The organism is Pseudomonas sp. HS6, assembly GCF_023375815.1.
In the GTDB taxonomy this organism is placed as follows: Bacteria; Pseudomonadota; Gammaproteobacteria; order Pseudomonadales; family Pseudomonadaceae; genus Aquipseudomonas.
The window spans coordinates 1,046,523-1,068,642 of record NZ_CP067412.1 but is presented as its reverse complement, the minus strand read 5'-3'; the positions used below and the strand labels follow the sequence as shown (position 1 = coordinate 1,068,642).

At 61.5% G+C, this 22,120-nt stretch carries 18 protein-coding genes; 11 read left to right on the top strand and 7 right to left on the bottom strand.

Going from position 1 to position 22,120, the window contains the following annotated elements:
• Complete coding sequence (locus tag JJN09_RS04965; protein WP_007960391.1) at positions 1–702, bottom strand: response regulator transcription factor; 702 nt, start codon at positions 700–702, stop codon at positions 1–3.
• Between the two features lie 305 nt (positions 703–1,007).
• Between JJN09_RS04965 and JJN09_RS04960 the strand changes: the two genes are divergently transcribed.
• The 8 genes from JJN09_RS04960 (at position 1,008) to JJN09_RS04925 (ending at position 11,553) form a co-directional block, all read left to right on the top strand.
• Complete coding sequence (locus JJN09_RS04960; RefSeq protein ID WP_249486015.1) at positions 1,008–2,165, top strand: efflux RND transporter periplasmic adaptor subunit; 1,158 nt, start codon at positions 1,008–1,010, stop codon at positions 2,163–2,165.
• 15 nt (positions 2,166–2,180) lie between these two features.
• Positions 2,181–5,279, top strand: a complete 3,099-nt coding sequence (locus JJN09_RS04955) for an efflux RND transporter permease subunit (protein ID WP_249486014.1) — start codon at positions 2,181–2,183, stop codon at positions 5,277–5,279.
• 79 nt (positions 5,280–5,358) lie between these two features.
• The gene (locus JJN09_RS04950; protein ID WP_249486013.1) at positions 5,359–6,000 is read left to right on the top strand and encodes a DUF1345 domain-containing protein; all 642 of its coding nucleotides are present in this window, start codon (positions 5,359–5,361) and stop codon (positions 5,998–6,000) included.
• Between the two features lie 153 nt (positions 6,001–6,153).
• On the top strand, positions 6,154–7,182 hold the full coding sequence (locus JJN09_RS04945; protein WP_302851981.1) for a LacI family DNA-binding transcriptional regulator: 1,029 nt from the start codon (positions 6,154–6,156) through the stop codon (positions 7,180–7,182).
• A gap of 202 nt (positions 7,183–7,384) precedes the next feature.
• On the top strand, positions 7,385–8,167 hold the full coding sequence (locus tag JJN09_RS04940) for a sugar phosphate isomerase/epimerase (protein ID WP_249486011.1): 783 nt from the start codon (positions 7,385–7,387) through the stop codon (positions 8,165–8,167).
• Positions 8,160–9,197 (top strand): sugar kinase, encoded by a 1,038-nt coding sequence (locus JJN09_RS04935; RefSeq protein WP_249486010.1) that lies wholly within the window; start codon positions 8,160–8,162, stop codon positions 9,195–9,197. The genes JJN09_RS04940 and JJN09_RS04935 overlap by 8 nt, the downstream gene beginning before the upstream one ends.
• Positions 9,198–9,255: 58 nt before the next feature.
• On the top strand, positions 9,256–10,554 hold the full coding sequence (locus JJN09_RS04930; protein WP_192558090.1) for an MFS transporter: 1,299 nt from the start codon (positions 9,256–9,258) through the stop codon (positions 10,552–10,554).
• Positions 10,555–10,575: 21 nt separating this feature from the next.
• Positions 10,576–11,553, top strand: coding sequence for a D-glycerate dehydrogenase (locus tag JJN09_RS04925; RefSeq protein WP_249486009.1), 978 nt, complete (start codon positions 10,576–10,578; stop codon positions 11,551–11,553).
• Between the two features lie 139 nt (positions 11,554–11,692).
• Here JJN09_RS04925 and JJN09_RS04920 read toward each other — a convergent pair whose 3' ends face one another.
• From JJN09_RS04920 to JJN09_RS04905, 4 genes are all read right to left on the bottom strand, one after another.
• The gene (locus tag JJN09_RS04920; RefSeq protein ID WP_249486008.1) at positions 11,693–12,880 is read right to left on the bottom strand and encodes a pyridoxal phosphate-dependent aminotransferase; all 1,188 of its coding nucleotides are present in this window, start codon (positions 12,878–12,880) and stop codon (positions 11,693–11,695) included.
• Between the two features lie 41 nt (positions 12,881–12,921).
• Positions 12,922–14,547 (bottom strand): methyl-accepting chemotaxis protein, encoded by a 1,626-nt coding sequence (locus JJN09_RS04915; protein ID WP_249486007.1) that lies wholly within the window; start codon positions 14,545–14,547, stop codon positions 12,922–12,924.
• 223 nt (positions 14,548–14,770) lie between these two features.
• Positions 14,771–15,910, bottom strand: a complete 1,140-nt coding sequence (locus JJN09_RS04910; protein WP_249486006.1) for a glycerate kinase — start codon at positions 15,908–15,910, stop codon at positions 14,771–14,773.
• Positions 15,911–16,156: 246 nt separating this feature from the next.
• On the bottom strand, positions 16,157–17,266 hold the full coding sequence (locus JJN09_RS04905) for a sugar diacid recognition domain-containing protein (RefSeq protein ID WP_249486005.1): 1,110 nt from the start codon (positions 17,264–17,266) through the stop codon (positions 16,157–16,159).
• A 171-nt stretch (positions 17,267–17,437) separates the two neighbouring features.
• Between JJN09_RS04905 and JJN09_RS04900 the strand changes: the two genes are divergently transcribed.
• Entirely contained in the window at positions 17,438–18,748 is a 1,311-nt protein-coding gene (locus JJN09_RS04900) for an MFS transporter (protein ID WP_249486004.1), read from the top strand.
• 63 nt (positions 18,749–18,811) lie between these two features.
• Here JJN09_RS04900 and JJN09_RS04895 read toward each other — a convergent pair whose 3' ends face one another.
• On the bottom strand, positions 18,812–19,183 hold the full coding sequence (locus tag JJN09_RS04895) for a DUF6124 family protein (protein WP_249486003.1): 372 nt from the start codon (positions 19,181–19,183) through the stop codon (positions 18,812–18,814).
• 357 nt (positions 19,184–19,540) lie between these two features.
• The gene (locus tag JJN09_RS04890; RefSeq protein WP_249486002.1) at positions 19,541–19,906 is read right to left on the bottom strand and encodes a hypothetical protein; all 366 of its coding nucleotides are present in this window, start codon (positions 19,904–19,906) and stop codon (positions 19,541–19,543) included.
• A gap of 97 nt (positions 19,907–20,003) precedes the next feature.
• On the opposite strand from JJN09_RS04890, the gene JJN09_RS04885 reads away from it, so the two are divergent.
• Both JJN09_RS04885 and JJN09_RS04880 read left to right on the top strand, forming a co-directional pair.
• The gene (locus tag JJN09_RS04885; RefSeq protein ID WP_249486001.1) at positions 20,004–20,903 is read left to right on the top strand and encodes a LysR family transcriptional regulator; all 900 of its coding nucleotides are present in this window, start codon (positions 20,004–20,006) and stop codon (positions 20,901–20,903) included.
• Positions 20,904–20,972: 69 nt separating this feature from the next.
• Positions 20,973–21,986, top strand: coding sequence for an aldo/keto reductase (locus tag JJN09_RS04880; RefSeq protein WP_249486000.1), 1,014 nt, complete (start codon positions 20,973–20,975; stop codon positions 21,984–21,986).
• The last annotated feature ends 134 nt before the right edge of the window (positions 21,987–22,120 follow it).

The window sequence follows — 22,120 nt, the reverse complement described above, 5'->3', positions numbered from 1 at the left end:
TCAGCATTCCCACTCGGAACGGCTGAACAGATAGCCCTTGCCCCACACGGTCTTGATCTTGCGCGCCTCGCCCGCATGGTCATCGAATTTGCGTCGCAGCTTGGAAATCGCCACGTCCACCGAGCGATCGGTGCCGTTGAACTCTATACCGCGCAGGCGTTGCAGGATCTGGTCACGGCTCAGCACTTCACCGGCATGCCGGGCCAGCACCACCAGCAAATTGTATTCGCCGCTCGACAGCTCGACCGGTTGCTCGCGCCAGGTCACGGTGCGCTCCGAAAGATCGATGCACAGGTTGCCCATCAGGATGCGGTCGTTGGCGGTCATCGGTTCGCCGAGGCTGCTGCGGCGCAGCAAGGTGCGTACCCGCGCCAGCAAAACTCGAGGCTCACAGGGTTTGGTGACGTAATCGTCGGCCCCCATTTCCAGGCCCAGCACCTGATCGTGGCTGTCATCGCGGGCCGTGAGCATCAGGATCGGCAGCGTTGCCGAGTCGGCACGCAGCAATCGACAGACCTGCAAACCGTCGAGGCCCGGCAGCATGAGGTCGAGAATCACCAGGTCCGGCGGATTGAGCCGCGCCCGTTCGCGCACATGGTCGCCACGACCGATCACGCTGACGGAGTAGCCGTTGCGTTCCAGGTAGCTGGAAATCAGTTCGGCGAGGGCGGTGTCGTCTTCGACCAGAAGGATGTTGGGCATTGATGATCCAGAAAGGGCTGTGGCGACTGGCAGGGCCTCTTCGCGGGCAAGTCGAAACGTCGCACCGCCGCTCCCACAGTGATTGTTTGGTGTTCACAACATCTGTTTTCACACCGGACCTGTGGGAGCGGGCTTGCCCGCGAAGGCTGCATATCTGTCGCAATAAATTTCAAGGCGTAAAGGATATACGCCCTCACTCGTCCCTGAGCAAAACCCTTACACAATTTCACACAGCACCTACAAAGCTTCACCGCTACCTTCGGTGCCTGTCCGTAGGATGCGCACATCAATATTGGGGGTTGTACATGTCGAAGAATCTGCTGGCCGGGCTCGGCCTGATCGCATTGGCGCTGACGCTGGGTGCCTGTGGTAAATCCTCGAGCACTGAGGAAGAGGCGCCACCGGCCACCGTGCGGGTCGAAACCCTTGAGGCGCGCCCCCTGTCGATCAGCAGCGAACTGAGCGGGCGCATTGCCGCGCCACGCATCGCCGAAGTCCGCGCCCGAGTGGCCGGTGTCGTGCTGCAACGCACTTACCGCGAAGGCAGCGACGTGAAAAAGGGCGACGTGCTGTTCCGCATCGATCCGGCGCCATTCAAGGCAGACCTGGACAGCGCCGAAGCCGCCCTGCGCAAGGCCGAAGCCAACGCGTTCCAGGCGAAACTGCAGGAGCAGCGCTACGCCCAGTTGATCGACGACAAGGCCATCAGCGCTCAGGACTACGACAACGCCCGCGCCAACGCCCGGCAAACGGCCGCCGACGTCGCTGCCAACAAGGCTGCTGTCGAGCGAGCGAAGCTGAACCTCGGTTACGCCACCGTCACCGCGCCGATTTCCGGCCGTGTCGGCCGCGCCCTGGTGACCGAAGGCGCATTGGTCGGCCAGAACGAAACCACGCCACTGGCGCTAATCCAGCAACTGAACCCGATTCACGCCGACCTCACCCAGTCGACCCGTGAATTGAATGAGTTGCGCCGAGCGTTCCGTTCCGGCCAGTTGCAGCAGGTCGGCCAGGATCAGGTCAAGGCCACGCTGATCCAGGACGACGGCAGCCTCTATCCGCTACCGGGCAAATTGCTGTTCAGCGACATCACGGTCGATCCGGGCACCGGTCAGATCATCCTGCGCAGCGAGTTCCCCAACCCGGACCTCGATTTGCTGCCCGGCAGCTACGTTCGTGTGCGTCTGGAACAAGGCGTGATTCAACACGGCCTCACCGTGCCTCAACGTGCGGTACAACGTGACAGCGCCGGTGTAGCGCAGGTCCTGACGGTCGACGATCAGATGCGGGTCGCCCAGCAGCCAGTTCAACTGGGCGCCGTGCAGAACGACCGCTGGATCGTCACCGGCGGCCTCAAGCCTGGCGACCGCATTGTCATCGAAGGCCTGCAACACGCCCGTCCGGGCGAAGTGGTGCAGATCGACGACACCCCTCTTCCACTTGCCCAGACCTCTGGTCAGTAAGCAGGACGCTCTTCTATGCCGCAGTTCTTTATCGACCGCCCGGTATTCGCCTGGGTCGTCGCGTTGTTCATCCTGTTGGCCGGTGCGCTGGCCATCCCGCAATTGCCGGTGGCGCAATACCCCGACGTCGCGCCGCCGCAAATTGAAATCTATGCCGTGTACCCGGGCGCCTCGGCGCAGACCGTCGACGAAAGCGTGGTCAGCCTGATCGAGGAAGAGCTCAACGGCGCCGATCACCTGCTGTATTTCGAATCGCAGAGCAGCCTCGGCAGCGCCACGATCAAGGCCACGTTCCAACCGGGCACCAACCCGGAACTGGCGCAGGTCGATGTGCAGAACCGCCTCAAGGTGGTCGAGTCGCGTCTGCCGCAAGCGGTGAACCAGCAAGGTTTGCAGGTGGAGAAAGTCTCCGCCGGTTTCCTGCTGCTGATTACCCTGACTTCCAGCGACGGCAAGCTCGACGACGTAGCGCTCAGCGATTACCTGGCGCGCAACGTGATGAACGAGATCAAGCGCATCGACGGCGTCGGCAAGGCCCAGTTGTATGGTGCCGAGCGGGCGATGCGGATCTGGGTCGACCCGCAGAAGCTGATCGGTTTCAACCTGACGCCGGCTGACGTCAACGCCGCCATCGTTGCGCAGAACGCTCAGGTGTCGGCTGGCAGCATCGGAGACCTGCCGAACCCGAGCACTCAGGAAATCACCGCGACGATTCTGGTCAAGGGGCAGCTATCGACGCCGGAAGAGTTCGCCGACATCGTGCTCAAGGCCAACCCGGACGGTTCCACCGTGCGCATCAAGGATGTGGCGCGGGTCGAGATCGGCAGCCAGGAATACCAGTTCGGCACCCGTCTGAACGGCAAGCCTTCCACCGCCGTCGGCGTGCAACTGGCACCGGGCGCCAACGCGCTCAGCACCGCCACTTTGATCCGGGCGAAGATGGATGAACTGTCGCGCTACTTCCCGGCGGGTGTGGAGTACAAGATTCCCTACGACACTTCGCCGTTCGTGAAGGTCTCGATCACCAAAGTGGTCTACACCCTCGGCGAAGCGATGCTGCTGGTGTTCGCGGTGATGTTCCTGTTCCTGCAGAACATTCGCTACACGCTGATCCCGACGCTGGTGGTTCCGGTGGCGCTGATGGGCACCTTCGCGACGATGCTGGCGCTGGGTTTCTCGATCAACGTGCTGACCATGTTCGGCATGGTGCTGGCCATCGGCATTCTGGTGGACGACGCCATTGTGGTGGTGGAGAACGTCGAACGGATCATGGCCAGCGAAGGCCTGTCGCCGAAAGAAGCAACGCGCAAGGCGATGCGGCAGATTACCGGCGCGATCATCGGCATCACGCTGGTGCTGGTGGCGGTGTTCATTCCGATGGCGTTCATGCAGGGTTCGGTAGGCGTGATCTACCGACAGTTCTCGCTGTCGATGGCAACCTCGATCCTGTTCTCGGCGTTCCTGGCCCTGACCTTGACCCCGGCGTTGTGCGCAACGCTGCTCAAGCCGATTGCCAAGGGTGAACATCACGAGAAGACCGGGCTCTTCGGCTGGTTCAACCGCCGCTTCGAACAACTGACGGATCGTTATCAGGGCTGGGTCGGTTATGCGCTGAAACGCACCGGGCGTTATCTGCTGATTTACGTTGTGCTGCTGGTGGGTCTGGGCCTGTGCTTCGCGCGCCTGCCCTCCTCGTTCCTGCCGGTCGAGGATCAGGGTTACACCATCACCGACATTCAGTTGCCACCGGGCGCGACCAAGAATCGTACGGTACAGGTCGCCGAACAGCTTGAGGCCCACAACAACGGTGAGCCGGGCGTCAGTGACAGCGTGGTGATCCTCGGTTTCAGCTTCTCCGGCAGCGGGCAAAACGCCGCGCTGGCCTTCACCACGCTCAAGGACTGGTCGCACCGAGGCAGCGACGACTCGGCCAGCTCGATTGCCGACCGTGCAAACATCGCCTTGAGCCAGATAAAGGATGCGATGGCGTTCTCTGTGCTGCCGCCGCCGGTTGACGGCCTCGGCACCTCCAGCGGTTTCGAATTTCGCCTGCAGGATCGCGGCGGTCTGGGTCATGCGACCCTGATGGAGGCGCGCACCCAACTGCTGGCCGCCGCCGAGAAAAGCCCGATCCTGATGAACGTGCGTGAAAGTGCCCTGGCCGAAGCACCGCAAGTGCAGCTGGAAGTGGACCGTAAACAGGCCAACGCCCTGGGGGTTTCATTCGCCGACGTCGGTAACGTACTGTCCACTGCCATCGGCTCCTCGTACGTCAACGACTTCCCCAATCAGGGGCGGATGCAGCGCGTTGTCGTGCAGGCCGAAGGCGACCGTCGCAGTCAGGTCAATGACTTGCTGAAGATGCACGTGCGCAACGACGCCGGGAAAATGGTGCCGCTGTCGGCGTTCGTCCGAGCGACCTGGACCCAGGGCCCGGCGCAACTGACCCGCTACAACGGCTACCCGGCGATCTCGATTTCCGGCGAACCAAAACCCGGCCACAGCACCGGCGAAGCCATGGCGGAAATCGAACGTCTGGTGGCTCAGGGGCCGAAAGGTCTGGGTCAGGAATGGACCGGTCTGTCGCTGCAGGAACGTTTGTCCGGCAGCCAGGCGCCGATCCTGCTCGGCCTGTCGCTGCTGATCGTGTTCCTGTGTCTGGCGGCGTTGTACGAGAGCTGGTCGATTCCGACTTCCGTTTTGCTGGTGGTGCCGCTCGGCGTGCTCGGCGCGGTGCTGGCGGTGACTCTGCGCGGGATGCCGAACGATGTGTTCTTCAAGGTCGGGCTGATTACTATCATCGGCCTGTCGGCGAAGAACGCGATCCTGATCATCGAGTTTGCCAAGAGCCTGTATGACGAAGGTCACGACCTGATTGACGCTACGTTGCAAGCGGCGCGCCTGCGGTTGCGGCCGATTGTCATGACGTCGCTGGCGTTCATTCTGGGCGTGGTGCCGCTGGCGATTGCTACGGGCGCCAGCTCGGCGAGCCAGCAAGCGATTGGCACCGGGGTGATTGGCGGGATGATCACAGCCACATTGGCGGTGATTTTTGTGCCGGTGTTCTTCGTTGTCGTGATCAAGCTTGTGCGCCGGTTCACCAAGCCTGATTGATCGAGCGCTCCCGGCGCGGTGGCCACAGGTCGCCGCGCTGGGCTAAGGTGTCTGAACCACCCTGGCCCATCGAGTCCCCATGCGCTTCCTCGCCCGCACCCACCCTCGCCTCTCTGCCGCCGCATTGCTCGGCCTTGCCGCCGGCCTCCTGGCCCCGGCGGAATCCGTCATCAGCAAAATCCTCATCGGCTGGAACGCCGGGGTCTGGACCTATCTGATCCTGATGTTCTGGCTGACAGCCCGGGCAAAAGCGCCGGATGTCAAACGCATTGCCGAAGTCGAGGATGAGAACGCCGGACTGGTGCTGTTCGTCGTGTGCATCGCGGCCCTGGCCAGCCTCGCCACCATCACCTTCGAACTGGCCGGCAGCAAGGATCTGGAAACCACCCGCAAACTCCTGCACTACGGCTTCACCGCGCTGACCGTGATCGGTTCGTGGCTGCTGATCGGGGTGATCTTCAGCGTGCACTACGCCCGGCTGTTTTACACCTGGGACGGCAAGGAGCCGGCGCTGCGCTTTGCCGAAGGCCTGACAACGCCCAACTATTGGGACTTTCTGTATTTCTCGTTCACCATTGGCGTCGCCGTGCAGACGGCGGATGTCGGCGTGGCCACGCGGGAGATACGCAAGATCGTGCTGGCGCAATCGTTGATCGGGTTTGTTTTCAATACGGCGATTCTCGGGTTTTCGATCAACATCGCGGCCGGGCTGTTCGGCTGATATCAGATATTCCCCATTGAGCGCCATTTGTCGGCGACTGATGAATTTCCTCCGATCATTCACTTGACGATCCAATCGCTTCTGGTGTTTCCTGAAACCGGTTTCAGATACAGATAATCTGACCTGACAAATCCAATAACAAGGTTTCAGACCGTGAACGATTTCTCCGCCGCCCAGCGCAGCCGCGTCACCATGCTCGACGTCGCCGAACACGCTGGCGTGTCCAAGGCCAGCGTCTCGCGCTTTATCGGCGATGACCGTGCCCTGCTCTCCGATGCCATTGCCCAGCGCATCGAGCAGGCGATTGCCGAACTCGGCTACCGCCCAAACCAGATGGCTCGAGGCTTGAAACGTGGCCGCACCCGCCTGATCGGCATGCTGGTGGCCGATATCCGCAACCCTTATTCCATTGCCGTGATGCACGGGGTGGAAACCGCCTGCCGCCGGCATGGCTACAGCCTGGTGGTGTGTAACACCGACCGCGATGATGAGCAGGAACGCCAGCACCTGGCGCTGTTGCGCTCGTACAACATCGAAGGGCTGATCGTGAACACCCTGGGCCATCACCGGGATGAGCTGGATGAGCTGAAGCGGGAAATGCCACTGGTCCTGGTGGATCGCAAGGTCGACGGGCTCGACAGCGACATGGTCGGGTTGAACAACCCGCAAGCGATCGAAATGGCGCTCGAACATCTTCAGCAACGTGGCTATCGCGATGTACTACTGGTGACTGAACCCTATGATGGCACCAGCTCTCGGATCGAGCGGGTCAGCAGTTTTCAGCAGCAGATTGGCCAGCGCGACGTAATGCGTGGCGCCGTGTTGGAAACCGGCCCAAGCCTTGCGAACGATCTTCAAACTTTTTTGAACACACCTGATTCGGGTCCGAAAGCGCTGTTCTGCGCCAATGGCGTGGCGGCGCTGGCCTGCACCCTGGCCTTGCGCGAAATCGGCTGCCGGTTGTTCGAGGATATCGGGTTGATCGCGCTGGATGATCTGGATTGGTATCCGTTGGTGGGCAGCGGGATTACTGCTCTTGCCCAGCCAACCGCCGAGATTGGGGCGCAGGCATTTGAGTGTTTGCTCAAGCGTTTGCGTGGGGATGATGAAGCGGCGCGGACACTGGATTTTGCGCCGGTGCTCATTGCGCGCGGTTCGACCCGTGGATTTTGTGGTGACTGACATGGCCTCTTCGTCGGATCGCCGCCCGGAGCAAGCCCGCTCCCACAGGTGTTCGGGTGTGCTTGAGAACTGTGAACGACGCTATATCTGTGGGAGCGGCGGTGCGACGACTCGACTTGCCCGCGAAGGGGCCGAAAGAGCACTACACACTTTGATGATTTTTTTTGAACAAAAATGAAACCGGTTTCAGAGGTAGACAACAATGAATAAACCCGCCGTTTCCATCAGTCTGTCCAGCTACGGCGCCGACCTTGTGCGCCGTCGTGGCCAAGGCTCGTTCATCGAAGTGTTGGCCGCCGCCGGCGCCAATCGCATCGAATGGCGCGAAGAGCTGCTGACCAACGAAGTCCCCGAACAATTGGCTGCTGCGACACAAGCTGAAGGCCTGCAAAGCATCTATTCCTCGTCCACCGAGCTGTGGCTGGCCGGTCAGTCGCGGCCCAATCCCGAGCTCATCACAGCGTTGCAAAACGCCGAAGCGTTCGGCTCGAAGTGGCTGAAGGTTTCCCTTGGATTCTTCACCGACAACAACGATCTGCTGACGCTGGCGCAGATCCTTGCGCAAAGCCCTGTGCAACTGCTGGTAGAGAATGACCAGACCCTGCACGGTGGGCGGATCGAACCGTTCCAGCGTTTCTTCGCCGCCGCCGAGCAACACAACCTGCCGGTCAAGATGACCTTCGATATCGGCAACTGGCAGTGGCAAGACCAGTCCGCCACCAGCGCCGCTCGACTGCTGGGCCGCCATGTCGGCTACGTCCATTGCAAAGCCGTGGCCCGCCGTGCCGACGGCAAACTGGTGGCGGTGCCGCCGGCCGCCACTGACCTGCATCTGTGGGAACAACTGCTGCGGCACATGGCCCAAGGGGTCATGCGCGCCGCCGAATACCCGTTGCAGGGCGATGACCTGGTGCAATTGACTACCGAACACGTCGCCGCCCTCGCCCGCCTCGGCCAATCCCGTCTGGAGCCTGCTCATGTCTGAGATCGATATTCTGTCGTTCGGTGAAACCATGGCCATGTTTGTCGCCGAACAGAGCGGTGATCTGGCATTCGTCGACCAGTTCCACAGGCGGATTGCCGGGGCGGACAGCAACGTGGCCATCGGGTTGTCTCGGCTGGGTTTCAACGTTGCGTGGCTGAGCCGAGTCGGTGCCGATTCGCTGGGGCGCTTCGTGGTCGAAACCCTGCACCGGGAAGGTCTGGATTGCAGTCACGTTGAAGTCGACCCGGCGCACCCGACCGGTTTCCAGCTCAAATCGCGCAACGATGACGGCAGCGATCCGACGGTCGAGTACTTCCGCCGTGGCTCGGCGGCCAGTCATCTGTCGCCGCAATCGATCACCCCGACGCTGTTAAGCGCCCGACATCTGCACGCCACGGGCATTCCGCCGGCACTGTCCGCCTCGGCCCGGGAAATGTCCCATGAGCTGATGACCCGCATGCGCAACGCCGGGCGCAGCGTGTCGTTCGACCCGAACCTGCGCCCGAGCCTGTGGGCCAGCGAACGGGAGATGATCCGCGAAATCAACCGCCTCGCTGCCCTCGCCCACTGGGTGTTGCCGGGGTTGAGCGAAGGTCGCTTGCTGACCGGGTTTGAAGACCCGGCGGATATCGCCGCGTTTTATCTCGATCAGGGTGCCGAAGCCGTGGCGATCAAGCTCGGGCCGCAGGGTGCGTATTACCGCACGCATCTGGATCAGGGGTTTGTCGCTGGTGTGCCAGTTGAAACCGTGGTCGACACGGTCGGTGCCGGCGATGGATTTGCGGTGGGGATGATCAGCGCCCTGCTGGAGCACCAGAGTTTTCCCGAAGCGGTCAGACGCGCCAACTGGATTGGCAGCCGGGCGGTGCAGAGCCGTGGCGACATGGAGGGTTTGCCGACCCGATCCGAACTCACCGCTGAGCTCGAAGCCGCAATCGCTGGCAAGTCGAATCGTCGCACCGCAGCTCCCACAAGTTTTGTGTACTCCACGGACACTGTGGGAGCGGGCTTGCCCGCGATGAGGCCCTGACAGGCAACACATTTTTTGAACCTGCTGCGACAAAAACAACAAGCTCAGGAGCAAGACCATGAAAACCGCAACCCTCGCCACCCGCCGCTGGTGGTACATCATGCCGATCGTGTTCATCACCTACAGCCTGGCGTACCTGGACCGGGCCAACTACGGATTCGCCGCCGCGTCCGGGATGGCCGCCGACCTGATGATCACGCCGGGCCTGTCCTCGCTGCTCGGCGCGCTGTTCTTCCTCGGCTACTTTTTCTTCCAGGTACCCGGAGCGATCTACGCGCAGAAGCACAGCGTGAAGAAGCTGATTTTCGTCAGCCTGATCCTCTGGGGCGGGCTCGCCACGCTGACCGGCGTGGTCTCCAACGCCTATTGGCTGATCGTCATCCGCTTCATGCTCGGTGTGGTCGAAGCGGCGGTGATGCCGGCGATGCTGGTGTACCTGTGCCACTGGTTCACCCGCGCCGAACGCTCCCGGGCCAACACCTTCCTGATCCTCGGCAACCCGGTAACGATGCTCTGGATGTCGGTGGTTTCGGGGTATCTGGTGCAGCATTTCAGCTGGCGTTGGATGTTCATCATCGAAGGCTTGCCAGCGGTACTCTGGGCTTTCATCTGGTGGAAACTCGCCGATGATCGTCCGGCCCAGGCCAAGTGGCTCAGCGATCAGGAAAAGCACGATCTGGAAAGCGCACTGGCGGCCGAACAGGTCGGGATCAAAGCCGTGAAGAACTACGCCGAAGCCTTCCGCTCGCCAAAGGTGATCATCCTGGCGCTGCAGTTTTTCTGCTGGAGCATCGGCGTCTACGGCTTTGTGCTGTGGCTGCCGTCGATCCTCAAGGCCGGCGCGCAAATGGACATGATCGAGGCCGGTTGGCTGTCGGCGTTGCCGTATCTGGCGGCAGTGATCGGCATGCTTCTGGTGTCGTGGGGCTCGGACAAACTGCAAAAGCGCAAACGCTTCGTCTGGCCGCCGCTGCTGATCGCCTCGGTGGCGTTCTACGGTTCCTACGCCCTCGGTGCCGAGCATTTCTGGTGGTCGTACACGCTGCTGGTGATTGCCGGCGCCTGCATGTACGCGCCTTACGGGCCGTTCTTCGCCATCGTCCCGGAAATCCTGCCGGCCAACGTTGCCGGTGGTGCCATGGCGCTGATCAACAGCATGGGCGCCCTGGGTTCGTTCGGCGGTTCGTATCTGGTCGGTTACCTGAACAGCTCCACTGGTTCGCCCGGTGCTTCGTACTTGCTGATGAGCGGCGCGCTGATGCTCTCGGTGGTGCTGACGATTTTCCTCAAGCCCGGCGCCAGCGACCGGGTGACGGCCAAGCGCGTCGCACCGCGTCCGCTGCCGGCCCATTCCTGAATTGATAGAGAGATGACTGCGATGAAAAAGCAGGTTGTGTTGTACAAGAAACTGTCGCCAGCCCTGATGGCGCGCCTTGAGGAACAGGTCAATGTGACGCTGATCGACAGCCTCGACGCTGACGGCCTGATGAAGCTGCGTGACGCCCTCCCCGGCGCCCACGGTTTACTGGGTGCCAGCCTGAAACTGGACGCGGCACTGCTCGATCTGGCACCGCAGCTGGAAGCAATTTCCAGCGTCTCGGTGGGCGTCGACAACTACGACATCGACTACCTGACCCGCCGCAAGATCATGCTGACCAACACCCCGGACGTGCTCACCGAAACCACTGCCGACACCGGTTTCGCGCTGATCCTGGCCGCCGCCCGGCGGGTGGTGGAACTGGCGAACATGGTGCGCAGCGGCCATTGGCACCGCAGCATCGGCCCGGCACATTTCGGCACCGATGTGCACGGCAAGACGTTGGGCATCATCGGTATGGGGCGGATTGGTGAGGCGCTGGCGCAACGCGGGCATTTCGGGTTTGGCATGCCGGTGATCTATCACAGCCAGTCGCGCAAGCCGGCGGTCGAGGAACGTTTTGATGCGCAGTACCGCAGCCTTGAGGATTTGTTGCAGCAGGCGGATTTCATTTGCCTGACGTTGCCGTTGACGGCGCAGACTGAAGGTTTGATTGGCGCCGAACAGTTTGCGTTGATGCGTCCGGATAGCATCTTCATCAACATTTCACGGGGCAAGGTTGTAGATGAAGCTGCAATGATCGAAACCTTGCGCCATAATCGGATTCGCGCGGCGGGGCTGGATGTGTTCGAGCGTGAACCGTTGAATCATGACTCGCCGTTGCTGCAGTTGAACAACGTGGTGGCAACGCCGCACATGGGTTCGGCGACCCATGAGACTCGCGAAGCGATGGCGCGGTGTGCGGTGGAGAACCTGTTGGCGGCGCTGGCCGGAGAGAGGCCGGTGAATCTGGTGAATTCATCAACTTGGCAAGGCTGAAATATTCAGCGCCTGCCAGGCCGTCTTCGCGGGCAAGTCGAATCGTCGCACCGCCGCTCCCACAATGTTCTGCGGTGTACTCAGAACCTGTGGGAGCGGGCTTGCCCGCGAAGGGGCCAGTAAAGACAAAGCAGAACCTTCAGGCGCTGCGCACTTGCAAAAGCTGCGCAGCGCACAGGGCAATCCTTGAACACGCATCCGCCAGTTTCACCCGATCCACCACCAGCCCGATGCGAATATGCCCCGCCGCACTCGGCCCGAACGCTTCACCGGCCAGCACCGAAACCCCATATCCCTCCAGCAGCCGCTCGGCAAAGTCCTGCGCGCCGATCCCGGTCTGCCGCACATCGACCATCACGAACATTCCACCGTCCGGCTTGATCGGGTACACCCCCGGACAGCCGCGCAACCGCTCGCACACCAGATCCCGGCGCAAACGGTATTCCTCGCGCATCTGCGTCACTTCCGGCAGATCCTTTTCCAGCGCCACTTGCGCCGCTTTCTGCACAAAGTCCGGCAGACCGAACAGCATGCTCAACGACAAATTCACCAGATGCTCGGCCAGCGGTTTTGGCCCGATCATCCAGCCGATCCGCCACCCGGTCATCGCGTGGGATTTGGACAGGCTGTTGATAGTCGCGGTGCGCTCGGCCATGCCCGGCAGACTGGCCGGGCTGACATGCTCACCTTCGTATAACAATTCGCTGTAGACCTCATCGCTGATCAGCCACAAGTCATGACGAATGCACAGCGCCGCCAGCTCCTGCCAGATCAGCAGCGACAGACTGGCACCGGAGGGGTTATTGGGACTGTTGAGCAGCATGGCTCGGGTCCTGGGGGTGATCCGCGCCGAGACATCCGCCGGGTCGACTCGAAAGCCGTTTTCCGGACGAACCGGCACTGGCACCACGGTCGCGCCGCAAGCGCCAAACACGCCTTCGTAGGTGACATACATGGGTTCAGCGACGATGACTTCATCGCCCGGATCCAGCAGACATTGCGCCACCGAATACACCGCGCATTGCGCGCCGGGCAGCACGATCACATGCTCGGCATCGACGTCCTGGCCGCTGTTGCGTCGATGGCGCTCGGCGATCCGCTTGCGCAGCTCCAGCCGGCCGCGCACTTCGGAATAATGGGTATCGCCGGCCAGCAGGCTGTCGATGGCGCCGTGGATGATCGGCAGCGGCGTATCGAAATCCGGATCACCCACGGACAGCAGCAAGACATCAATGCCCTCGGCGCGTAACTCCAGCGCTCGGTCGTGAATCCGCCAGGCCGCTGCTCCCTCCCCGGCGATTCGTTGGGTCAAGGCTGAATAGCGCATGTACGTCTCCTGATTGAGCGGTCTCCAGCCTTCACCCTAGGTCAAATCACAAACCGCGCCACCATCGCGTTCAAATCCACCGCCAGGCGAGACAGTTCGTGGGTCGCGGCGCTGGTCTGGTTGGCGCCGGCGGCTGATTGGGTGGCCAGGTCGCGGATGTTGACCAAGTTACGGTCGACCTCGCGGGACACCTGCGCCTGCTCTTCCGAGGCGCTGGCGATCACCAGGTTGCGCTCGTTGATCTGGTGAATCGATTGAGTGATCTGCTCCAGCGCAACGCCGGCAGCACGGGCCATTTCCAGGGTGGACTGGGTGCGGTGATTGCTTTGTTGCATCGACTCGACCGCTTCGCCGGTGCCGTTCTGAATGCCGGCGACCATTTTTTCGATTTCCTGGGTCGATTGCGCAGTGCGATGAGCCAAGGCGCGAACCTCGTCCGCTACCACAGCGAAACCGCGCCCGGCTTCACCGGCACGGGCCGCTTCGATGGCGGCGTTGAGTGCCAACAGGTTGGTCTGTTCGGCGATGGCGCGAATCACGTCCAGCACCTTGCCGATGTCGCGGCCCTGAGCGGCCAGGCCTTCGATCATTTGCGCGGTGGTTTGTACGTCGTGGGTCATGGTCTGGATCGCGTCGACGGTTTTCACCACTTGATCGCGACCTTCACGGGCAGCATGGGTCGACTGGTTCGAGGCTTCGGAGGTCGACACCGCGTTGCGTGCAACCTCTTCCACTGCAGCGGTCATTTCGTTGACGGCGGTGGCGGCCTGTTCGATTTCGTCGTTCTGTTGTTGCAGGCCACGGGAGGCTTCTTCGGTCACGGCGCTGAGTTCTTCAGCGGCGGCGCCCAGTTGCGTGGCGGAGCCGGCGATCTGCTCGATCGTCTTGCGCAAGTTGGTCTGCATCGCGGCCAGGGCCTCGAGCAGACGCGCCGGTTCATCCTTGCCGTCGATTTCGATGGTTTTGGTCAGGTTGCCACCGGCGATGGTTTGCGCGGCAGCGACGGCACGGTTCAATGGGGTAACGATGCTGCGGGTCAACAACCAGGCCAACAACACCGTGGCAAATGCTGCGAAGACCGCCACGATGACAATGCCGGTGATCGCGCTGTCGTAGTGTTCACCGGCCTGAATGGACGCGTCCTTTGCACCGGCGGCGTTGATCGCAATCAGTTTGTTGAGCTGCTCGCCCATCTGGTCGGTGCCGTCCTTGATCTTCGTGTTGATCAGGGTGCGCATGTCCTCGACCTTGTCCTGACGCGACAAGTCCATCATCTGGTTCTGGGCTTGCAGGTAATTGTCCAGGGTCGTCGCGAAAGCCTGGTATTGCGCGCGCTCTTCACTCTCTGCCGGCAATGCGGCGTAGGCGGCCTGAGCGCTGCGTACCTTGTCGACCAGCACGCCGATGCGAGTCTGTGCATCTTGCAGGCCGGCAGCGTCACGGTTGACCAGAATGCGGAACGACAGGATCCGCAGGCGCAATACGTTTTCCGTCACCACGCCAAGGTAAGCGACGCTGGGCAACTGATTGGTCTGCATTTCGACAGAGGCCTGGCGAATGACCGACATGCGGTTGACGGCGAACACGCCGAGCACGATCACGAGCAGGGCAATAAAGGCAAAACCGAGGAAGGCACGGGGCGCGATATTCAGATTACGCAAGGACATAGTAGGACTCTCGGATGATTGAAACTACGAGCGTCCATGCCGTGATCACTGACCCATCGGGCGGGTTTCAGTCCGGCGTCACTGTGCTGGGTAATCTTGTGTGCGCCTGTTAGCTATATCGGCCAGGCTTTAGGAAGTTTGCGTGTAAAGAAGAAATATTTTTCAAAGTGTTGCGGGTGTTTCAGCATTGAAACACCCACTGGTTTAGATGATGGGTGACAGGTCAGGCCGGGGTCGCCATTCGCCAGACGCGAGCGATGTCTGTGGCACGTTCGCGCAACAGGCGCGGAGCTTCGGCGCAGGCGTGTTCGAGGGTCATCGGGCCACTGGTGACGGCGAATGCGGCGTCGATGCCGTGATCGTAGAGTTCCTGATAGCCCTCGCCCAAGGTGCCGGCAATAACGATTACCGGCACACCGTGTTGCTTGGCGATCCGAGCTACGCCGAACGGAGTTTTGCCGCGCAGGGTCTGGGCATCGAAGCGCCCTTCCCCGGTGATCAGCAGATCTGCGCCCTTCACTGCATCGGCCAGCCCGACCAGTTCCGCGACCACTTCAACCCCGGCCTGGAACTGCGCGCCGAGAAATGCTTTGGCCGCAAAACCCAGTCCACCCGCAGCACCGCTGCCTGGCTCATCGCGAACATCCTTGCCCAACGCCAGCGCGCAGAGTTCGGCGAAGTGGCCGAGCGCCTGATCCAGTTGCTGCACCTGCGCAGGTGATGCGCCCTTCTGCGGGCCGAAAATCGCCGAGGCGCCGTGAGGGCCGCACAGCGGATTGTTGACGTCGGCGGCGATGTCGAAACGGACTTGTGCCAGACGCGGGTCGAGCTCGCTCAAATCCAGTCGTGCAAGTTGCGCCAGCGCCAGACCGCCCGGCACCAGTGATTGCCCTTGAGCATCCAGCAATTTCACGCCCAGCGCCTGCATCGCCCCGGCGCCGCCGTCGTTGGTGGCGCTGCCGCCGATGGCAAGGATCACCCGTTGCGCGCCGGCGTCCAGCGCTGCGCGGATCAGCTCTCCGGTGCCGAAGGTGCTGCTGACGCACGCATCACGCTGCCCCGGCGGCACCAGTTGCAGGCCGCTTGCTTCGGCCATTTCGATGATTGCGGTGTGGTTGTGCGGCAGCCAACCCCACGCGGCTTCAACTGCTGCACCCAACGGGCCGCGCACGCGGGTGCGGCGCAGTTCGCCTTCGCACGCCGCGAGAATCGATTCCACCGTCCCTTCGCCACCGTCGGCCATTGGGCATTTGATCAGCGTCGCCTGTGGCCAGACCTGCGCCAGGCCCAGCGCAATGGCTTCTGCAACACCTTGGGCACTCAGGCTGTCCTTGAACGAATCGGGGGCGATGACGATTTTCATGCGAATTCTCCAGTTCCAATGCCCCTCATGCTGCCAGTCGTCTTGCGCGTTGACGCCTGTCCGCTGCACAAGTTGGATTGGCGTTTATTGTTCATTTTCACAAAGGCTCTGGAATTGATGCTGAATGTCCCGGCCCTATCGCTGGCAAGCCAGCTCCCACAGGGTCATCAGGTGTGCACAAAACGGGTGAGTGACTGATATCTCTGTGGGAGCTGGCTTGCCAGCGATGGCGTCCTAACAAGCACCCTATATCTGCGGCAGCAATTGCACACCGAGATACAACGCCAGCATGCCGTCGAGCTTCAATGGATCGACCCCGCTCAACTCGGCAATCCGCTCCATCCGATAGCGCAGGCTGTTGCGGTGAATCCCCAACGCATCGGCGCAGGCCTGGCTCTGCCCGTCGTGATCGCACCAACTGCGCAGAGTCGCGAGCAACTGGCCGTTGCTGTCCTTGGCGATCACCTTGCGCAACGGTTTGAGTAACTCGTCGAGCGCATCATCGTTGCGATGGCGCCAGAGCATCACCGGCAAACGATAACGATTGAGGGTCAGCAGCCGTGAACGCGGCAGAACTTCACGACCATAGGCGAGCAAATCGCCCACCCGTCGATAGCAACGGCGTAGCCCGGCCAGCCCATCGGCCTGCCCGCCGACCGCAATGCGCAGGATGTTCCAGCCCAGACCATCGAGTTTTTCCAGCAGGCGATCATGCTCGACGTTCTGACTGGCCGGCCGGCACCAGAGCAGCGATGACTTGGCCGAACTCACGCACCAACTGTCCGGATACCGTGACATCAGCCACGCACTCAGCGCCTCGACGGTCTGCCCCGGCCCGTGCTCCAGACCTAATTCGAAAAGATATGGCACCCGCGTCAGTTGCGGTTTTAGCCCGAGTTGCTGAGCCTCATCGACCAGCCTTGGCGAATCCCCCGCCTCGCTCAGTAACAACGCCAGCAAGTCATCGCAACGTTGCCGTCGCCATTGCTGCTCGGATTGCTGGTTGCGCTGGCCGACCAGCATCTCAGCCGTCATGCGCACCAGTTCGGCGTAGGTGCGCAGTTGCTCCGGCTCGCCGGTAATGCCGAGCACACCGATCAAGCGCTGGTCGAGCAACAACGGCAGATTGATCCCCGGTTGCACGCCTTTCAGATGCACCGCCGTCTGCGCGTCGATCTCCACCACCCGACCGTTGGCCAGCACCAGTTGCGCGCCTTCGTGGCGGGTGTTGATCCGCTCCGGCTCGCCGCTGCCGAGGATCAGCCCCTGGCTGTCCATGACGTTGACGTTGTACGGCAAAATGGCCATGGCCCGGTCGACGATATCCTGGGCGAGGTCGTGATCGAGTTCGAACATAAGGGCTGGAATCCTTGAAAACAGGCGCGGAAGGTTGTTCACCCGCACAGGGTCTGGCGGCAAACCCTGTGCTCAGGCACAAAGACAATCCGGCCAAAGGTGGCCGAGACTCTCAGGGCGATCAACGTTACCCTTTGCATCGTAAAAAATCATAATAAAGAGAGAGCCGCCATGTCACAGAGCGCCGCTGCCGCCCAGACCATCGCTGACGATAAAAATGCCGTCTACAAACGCATCACCCTGCGTTTGATCCCCTTCATCTTCATCTGCTACCTGTTCAACTACCTCGACCGGGTCAACGTTGGATTTGCCAAACTGCAGATGCTCGACGCGCTGAAATTCAGCGAAACCGTGTACGGCCTCGGTGCCGGTATCTTCTTCATCGGTTACGTGCTGTGCGGCGTGCCGAGCAACCTGGCGCTGACCAAGTTCGGCCCACGGCGCTGGATTGCCGTGATGATGATCACTTGGGGCACGCTGTCGACCTGCCTGCTATTCGTCACCACACCAACCGAGTTCTACACCTTGCGCCTGTTCACTGGCGCCGCCGAAGCCGGGTTCTTCCCGGGCGTGGTGCTCTATCTCTCGCAGTGGTTCCCGACCTTCCGCCGTGGCCGGATCATGGCGCTGTTCATGTCGGCGATCCCGGTGTCCGGCCTGCTGGGCAGCCCGTTTTCCGGCTGGATCTTGAATCACTTCGCTGCGGGCCAAGGCGGTTTGGCTGGCTGGCAGTGGATGTTCCTGCTGCAAGGCATTCCGACTGTGATCCTCGGCGCACTCGCCTACTTCCTGCTCAGCGACAGCTTCGCCAACGCCAAATGGCTGACCCCGCATGAGCGCTCGGTGCTGGAAGCCGATCAGGCCGAAGACTTGGCGAACAAACCGAAAACCACCTCCGATTCGCTGATCGCGGTGTTCAAGAACCCGGCGATCTGGGCCTTCGGTCTGATCTACTTCTGCATCCAGAGCGGCGTGTACGCGATCAACTTCTGGCTGCCGTCGATCATCAAGAACCTCGGCTTCAGCGACAACCTGGTGATTGGCTGGCTGAGTGCGATTCCGTACCTGCTGGCGGCGGTGTTCATGCTGGTGGTCGGTCGTTCGGCGGACTTGCGTAAAGAACGCCGCTGGCATCTGGTGGTGCCGATGTTGATGGGCGCTGTCGGCCTGCTGATTGCGGTGAACTTCGCAGCGAATCCGGCGATTGCGATCCTCGGTCTGACCATTGCGACCATGGGTGCGCTGACCGGTCTGCCGATGTTCTGGCCGGTGCCGACGGCCATGCTGAGCGCGGGTGCGGCAGCGGGCGGGTTGGCGTTGATCAACTCCATGGGACAGATGGCCGGGTTCCTGAGCCCTTACCTCGTGGGTTGGGTCAAGGACAGCACCGGGTCGACGGATGCGGCGTTGTATCTGCTGGCGGGTGTGATTGTTGGCGGAAGTCTGCTGGCATTGCGGATGACGCGGACGTTGCGGGCCTGATTATCGGCAGGCACACAAAAACGGCCCATTTCGGGCCGTTTTTTATTGGCGCTCTACGATCGGTCAGGGCCGGGCTTCAGCCGCCGTGTCCAGATTATCCAGCACCCGATTTACCGCCAGTTCCGCCAGCATGATCAGCTGCCCGATGCCCAGCAGCACATGCCGCTGCGGCGCATCGATCATCCCGGCGAAATCGCTGGCCATGGTTTTGGCGGAGGTCAGGGTTTCGCAGGCATCGGCCAGCAGTTCTTCATTCTCGATGCCGGGGACGATGAGGTAGCGGGTGTTGGGTTTGAGCAGCGGCTTTCTGGGGTGGAACGGATTGAGGTAGTGATCGAGGGCGCGTTCGGCGGCTTCGTGGAATTTCTTGGAGTCGAGGGTTTCGTAGGGCGAGGTGGTGTCGGCTTCGGGTGGGTTGGGTGTTGGTTTGATCATGGTGAAACTCCCTGATTGATGGAGCTGCCACGGTTCGCTGCGAAACGAATAGAGGTGGCAGCTGTACGCGGGTTCGCAGACCGGGAATCAAGGAACCCGGCATACCCGAAGGTATCCCGCGCACAACCGCCATTACACGATCAGGCAACAATGCTGAACGGAAACGGCGCGCTGGGCGCCTTGATTGATCCGGGCTGCGAAACCCCATCGCTGATTCGTCAGCGACCGGGAAACGATAGAGCCCGCGTCCAAGGCGCACAAGCCGGCGGATTCTGGCTTAGTCGTAGGCAACGGCGCAAGGTTGTGTAGCCTGCGGTGCGTGTCTGGACGTGTCCTTTAAACGCCACGATTAAACGCTCACAAGATCCCCGTTTTCGCATCCAGTTCCAGCACCAAGCCTCCCGGCATCTGCACAAAAATCTGCCAGATCCCATCCTCCGGCACCTGCGCCACCTGATACGGCAACCCACTGCCCTGCACCCGCTTCAAAACCACTGCCGCGTCTTCATCGGTACGAAACGCAATATGACTCAACGCCGCCTCATCCAGCGCCGGCTGCTCAATCACATGCACCAACGCCTGCCCATCCTGATACAACCAGCACCCGGGAAACGGAAACGGCGGCCGACGCCCCGGCGTCAATCCCAACAACCCACCAAAAGCGTCCTGCAGCACCTGGCTGTCAGCGGTGTTGAAGGCCAGATGATCAAATGTCCACGTCATGTCTGTCTCCTGCGGTTATTCAGGATTCCAGTATCTGCGCTTGCCAATCCCGGAAAAATCCCGCAAAACGCCAAGGATCTTTAAAGGATTTTTACCAATGAGCTCGATTCTGGATCTTGAGATCTTCGTCCGCACCGCAGACTCCGGCAGCATCTCCGCCGCCGCCCGGGCGCTGGAGCTGACGCCGGCCGCCGCCAGCATCGCGTTGAAACGCCTGGAAACTCGCCTCGGCATCCGCCTCTTCGCCCGCTCGACCCGCAGCATGCGCCTGACCGAAGAAGGCCGGCGTTATCTGGAAAGCGTGCGTTTGGCGCTGGCCACTCTGGTCGAGGGCGAGCAGGCGCTAAAGCAGCAGACCGAAGGCCTGAGCGGCGTGCTGCAACTGGCGGCACCGTCGGATTTCGGGCGCAACGTGCTGCTGCCGTGGCTGGACGATTTCAAGCGCGAGCACCCGCACATTCAACTGCAATTGCTGCTCAACGATCGGCATGCGGATCTGTTCCGCGAGACAGTGGATGTGGCGCTGCGCTTTGGCGTGCCGAGTGACTCGACGCTGGTGGCGTTGCCGATTCTGCCTGAGCATCGGCGTGTGGCTTGCGCCAGCCCTGCTTATCTGGAGCGCCACGGTACACCGCAAAATCCTGCCGAACTGAGCGATCACAGCGCCCTGCTCTACTTGCGCAACGGTCGGCCTTACAACACCTGGCGATTCCATCGCGACGATGAAACGCTGGAAGTCGAAGTAGGCGGCGACTACCTCAGCGACGACGGCGAAGTCGCCCGCCGCTGGGCACTCGCCGGGCATGGGATTGCCTACAAGGCCTGGCTCGACGTCGCCGAAGACGTGCGCGCCGGGCGGCTGATGACGTTGCTCGATGACTGGCACGGCGAGAGCGTGCCGTTCAATCTGTTGTGCCCGCACCGGGTGCAGGTGTCGGAACGGGTGAAGGTGTTGCAGGTGTTTTTGCGCGAGCGCTGCGAGGCGTTGCGTCGATAAATTCACTTTGCCGCGCCGGACGCTTCTGGTATTTGATGGAAGCTTTCCCACCGACAAAAGGATTTCGGCATGAGCTATCGCACACTGGGTCACTCGGGGTTGCAGGTGTCCACCCTCACCCTCGGCACGATGATGTTCGGAGAGCAGACCAGCGCGGAAGATTCGCTGCGCATCATCGACAAGGCCTGGGATCAGGGCATCAATTTCATCGACACGGCTGACGTCTACACCAATGGCCGCTCGGAAGAGATCGTCGGCGAGGCCATCGCCCGTCATCGGCATGAATGGGTGCTGGCGACCAAGGTCGGTTTCGGCCCGGTGGACGGCGTACCGAACCGCAGCGGTCTGAGCCGCAAGCACATCTTCAATGGTCTGGAGGCCAGCCTGGCCCGGCTCGGCACCGACTACCTCGACATCTATTACCTGCACCGCGAAGACCACAACACCCCGCTGGAGGTGACAATTTCGGCGATTGGCGACCTGATTCGCCAGGGCAAGATCCGTTATTGGGGCCTGTCGAACTATCGCGGCTGGCGGATTGCCGAGGTGATTCGAGTGGCGGACAAACTGGGCGTCGATCGCCCGGTGATCAGCCAGCCGCTGTACAACATCGTCAACCGTCAAGCCGAAACCGAGCAGATCACCGCGGCCCAGACTTACGGACTCGGCGTGGTGCCTTACAGCCCGCTGGCCCGTGGTGTACTCAGCGGCAAGTACGCACCGGACGTGACCCCGGACGCCAACAGCCGTGCCGGGCGCCAGGACAAGCGCATTCTGGAAACCGAGTGGCGCGTGGAGTCGCTGCGTATTGCCCAGCAGATTCAGCAATACACCCAGGAGCGTGGGGTCGGGATTGTCGAGTTTGCGATTGCCTGGGTGCTGAACAACGGCGCGGTGACCTCGGCGATTGTCGGGCCGCGTACTGAAGAACAGTGGGATGCGTACACCAAGGCGCAGGCGGTGAAGATTACCGCTGAGGATGAGGCGTTTATCGATTCGCTGGTGACGCCGGGGCATGCGTCTACGCCGGGGTTTAATGATGTGAGCCATTTTGTGTCGGGGCGCAAACCGCGCCTGGCTTAAGGGCCTATGCTTCGACACAGATCCCGGTGCATTTGGGATCTGTGTCGAATGTTGGAAATATTGATCACTCGGCCAATATTCAGCACAAAAACCACGTATCCTGCGCGCCCCGTTTCACCATCACCCCCGCGAGG

What these genes read in the sequence shown, in the direction of transcription:
- JJN09_RS04930 (WP_192558090.1), top strand. Translation starts at nt 9,256, where the DNA reads ATGAAAACCGCAACCCTCGCCACCCGCCGCTGGTGGTACATCATGCCG.
- JJN09_RS04965 (WP_007960391.1), bottom strand. Translation starts at nt 702, where the DNA reads ATGCCCAACATCCTTCTGGTCGAAGACGACACCGCCCTCGCCGAACTG.
- JJN09_RS04940 (WP_249486011.1), top strand. Translation starts at nt 7,385, where the DNA reads ATGAATAAACCCGCCGTTTCCATCAGTCTGTCCAGCTACGGCGCCGAC.
- JJN09_RS04890 (WP_249486002.1), bottom strand. Translation starts at nt 19,906, where the DNA reads ATGACGTGGACATTTGATCATCTGGCCTTCAACACCGCTGACAGCCAG.
- JJN09_RS04900 (WP_249486004.1), top strand. Translation starts at nt 17,438, where the DNA reads ATGTCACAGAGCGCCGCTGCCGCCCAGACCATCGCTGACGATAAAAAT.
- JJN09_RS04905 (WP_249486005.1), bottom strand. Translation starts at nt 17,266, where the DNA reads ATGTTCGAACTCGATCACGACCTCGCCCAGGATATCGTCGACCGGGCC.
- JJN09_RS04960 (WP_249486015.1), top strand. Translation starts at nt 1,008, where the DNA reads ATGTCGAAGAATCTGCTGGCCGGGCTCGGCCTGATCGCATTGGCGCTG.
- JJN09_RS04895 (WP_249486003.1), bottom strand. Translation starts at nt 19,183, where the DNA reads ATGATCAAACCAACACCCAACCCACCCGAAGCCGACACCACCTCGCCC.
- JJN09_RS04920 (WP_249486008.1), bottom strand. Translation starts at nt 12,880, where the DNA reads ATGCGCTATTCAGCCTTGACCCAACGAATCGCCGGGGAGGGAGCAGCG.
- JJN09_RS04880 (WP_249486000.1), top strand. Translation starts at nt 20,973, where the DNA reads ATGAGCTATCGCACACTGGGTCACTCGGGGTTGCAGGTGTCCACCCTC.
- JJN09_RS04885 (WP_249486001.1), top strand. Translation starts at nt 20,004, where the DNA reads ATGAGCTCGATTCTGGATCTTGAGATCTTCGTCCGCACCGCAGACTCC.
- JJN09_RS04955 (WP_249486014.1), top strand. Translation starts at nt 2,181, where the DNA reads ATGCCGCAGTTCTTTATCGACCGCCCGGTATTCGCCTGGGTCGTCGCG.
- JJN09_RS04925 (WP_249486009.1), top strand. Translation starts at nt 10,576, where the DNA reads ATGAAAAAGCAGGTTGTGTTGTACAAGAAACTGTCGCCAGCCCTGATG.
- JJN09_RS04935 (WP_249486010.1), top strand. Translation starts at nt 8,160, where the DNA reads ATGTCTGAGATCGATATTCTGTCGTTCGGTGAAACCATGGCCATGTTT.
- JJN09_RS04915 (WP_249486007.1), bottom strand. Translation starts at nt 14,547, where the DNA reads ATGTCCTTGCGTAATCTGAATATCGCGCCCCGTGCCTTCCTCGGTTTT.
- JJN09_RS04950 (WP_249486013.1), top strand. Translation starts at nt 5,359, where the DNA reads ATGCGCTTCCTCGCCCGCACCCACCCTCGCCTCTCTGCCGCCGCATTG.
- JJN09_RS04910 (WP_249486006.1), bottom strand. Translation starts at nt 15,910, where the DNA reads ATGAAAATCGTCATCGCCCCCGATTCGTTCAAGGACAGCCTGAGTGCC.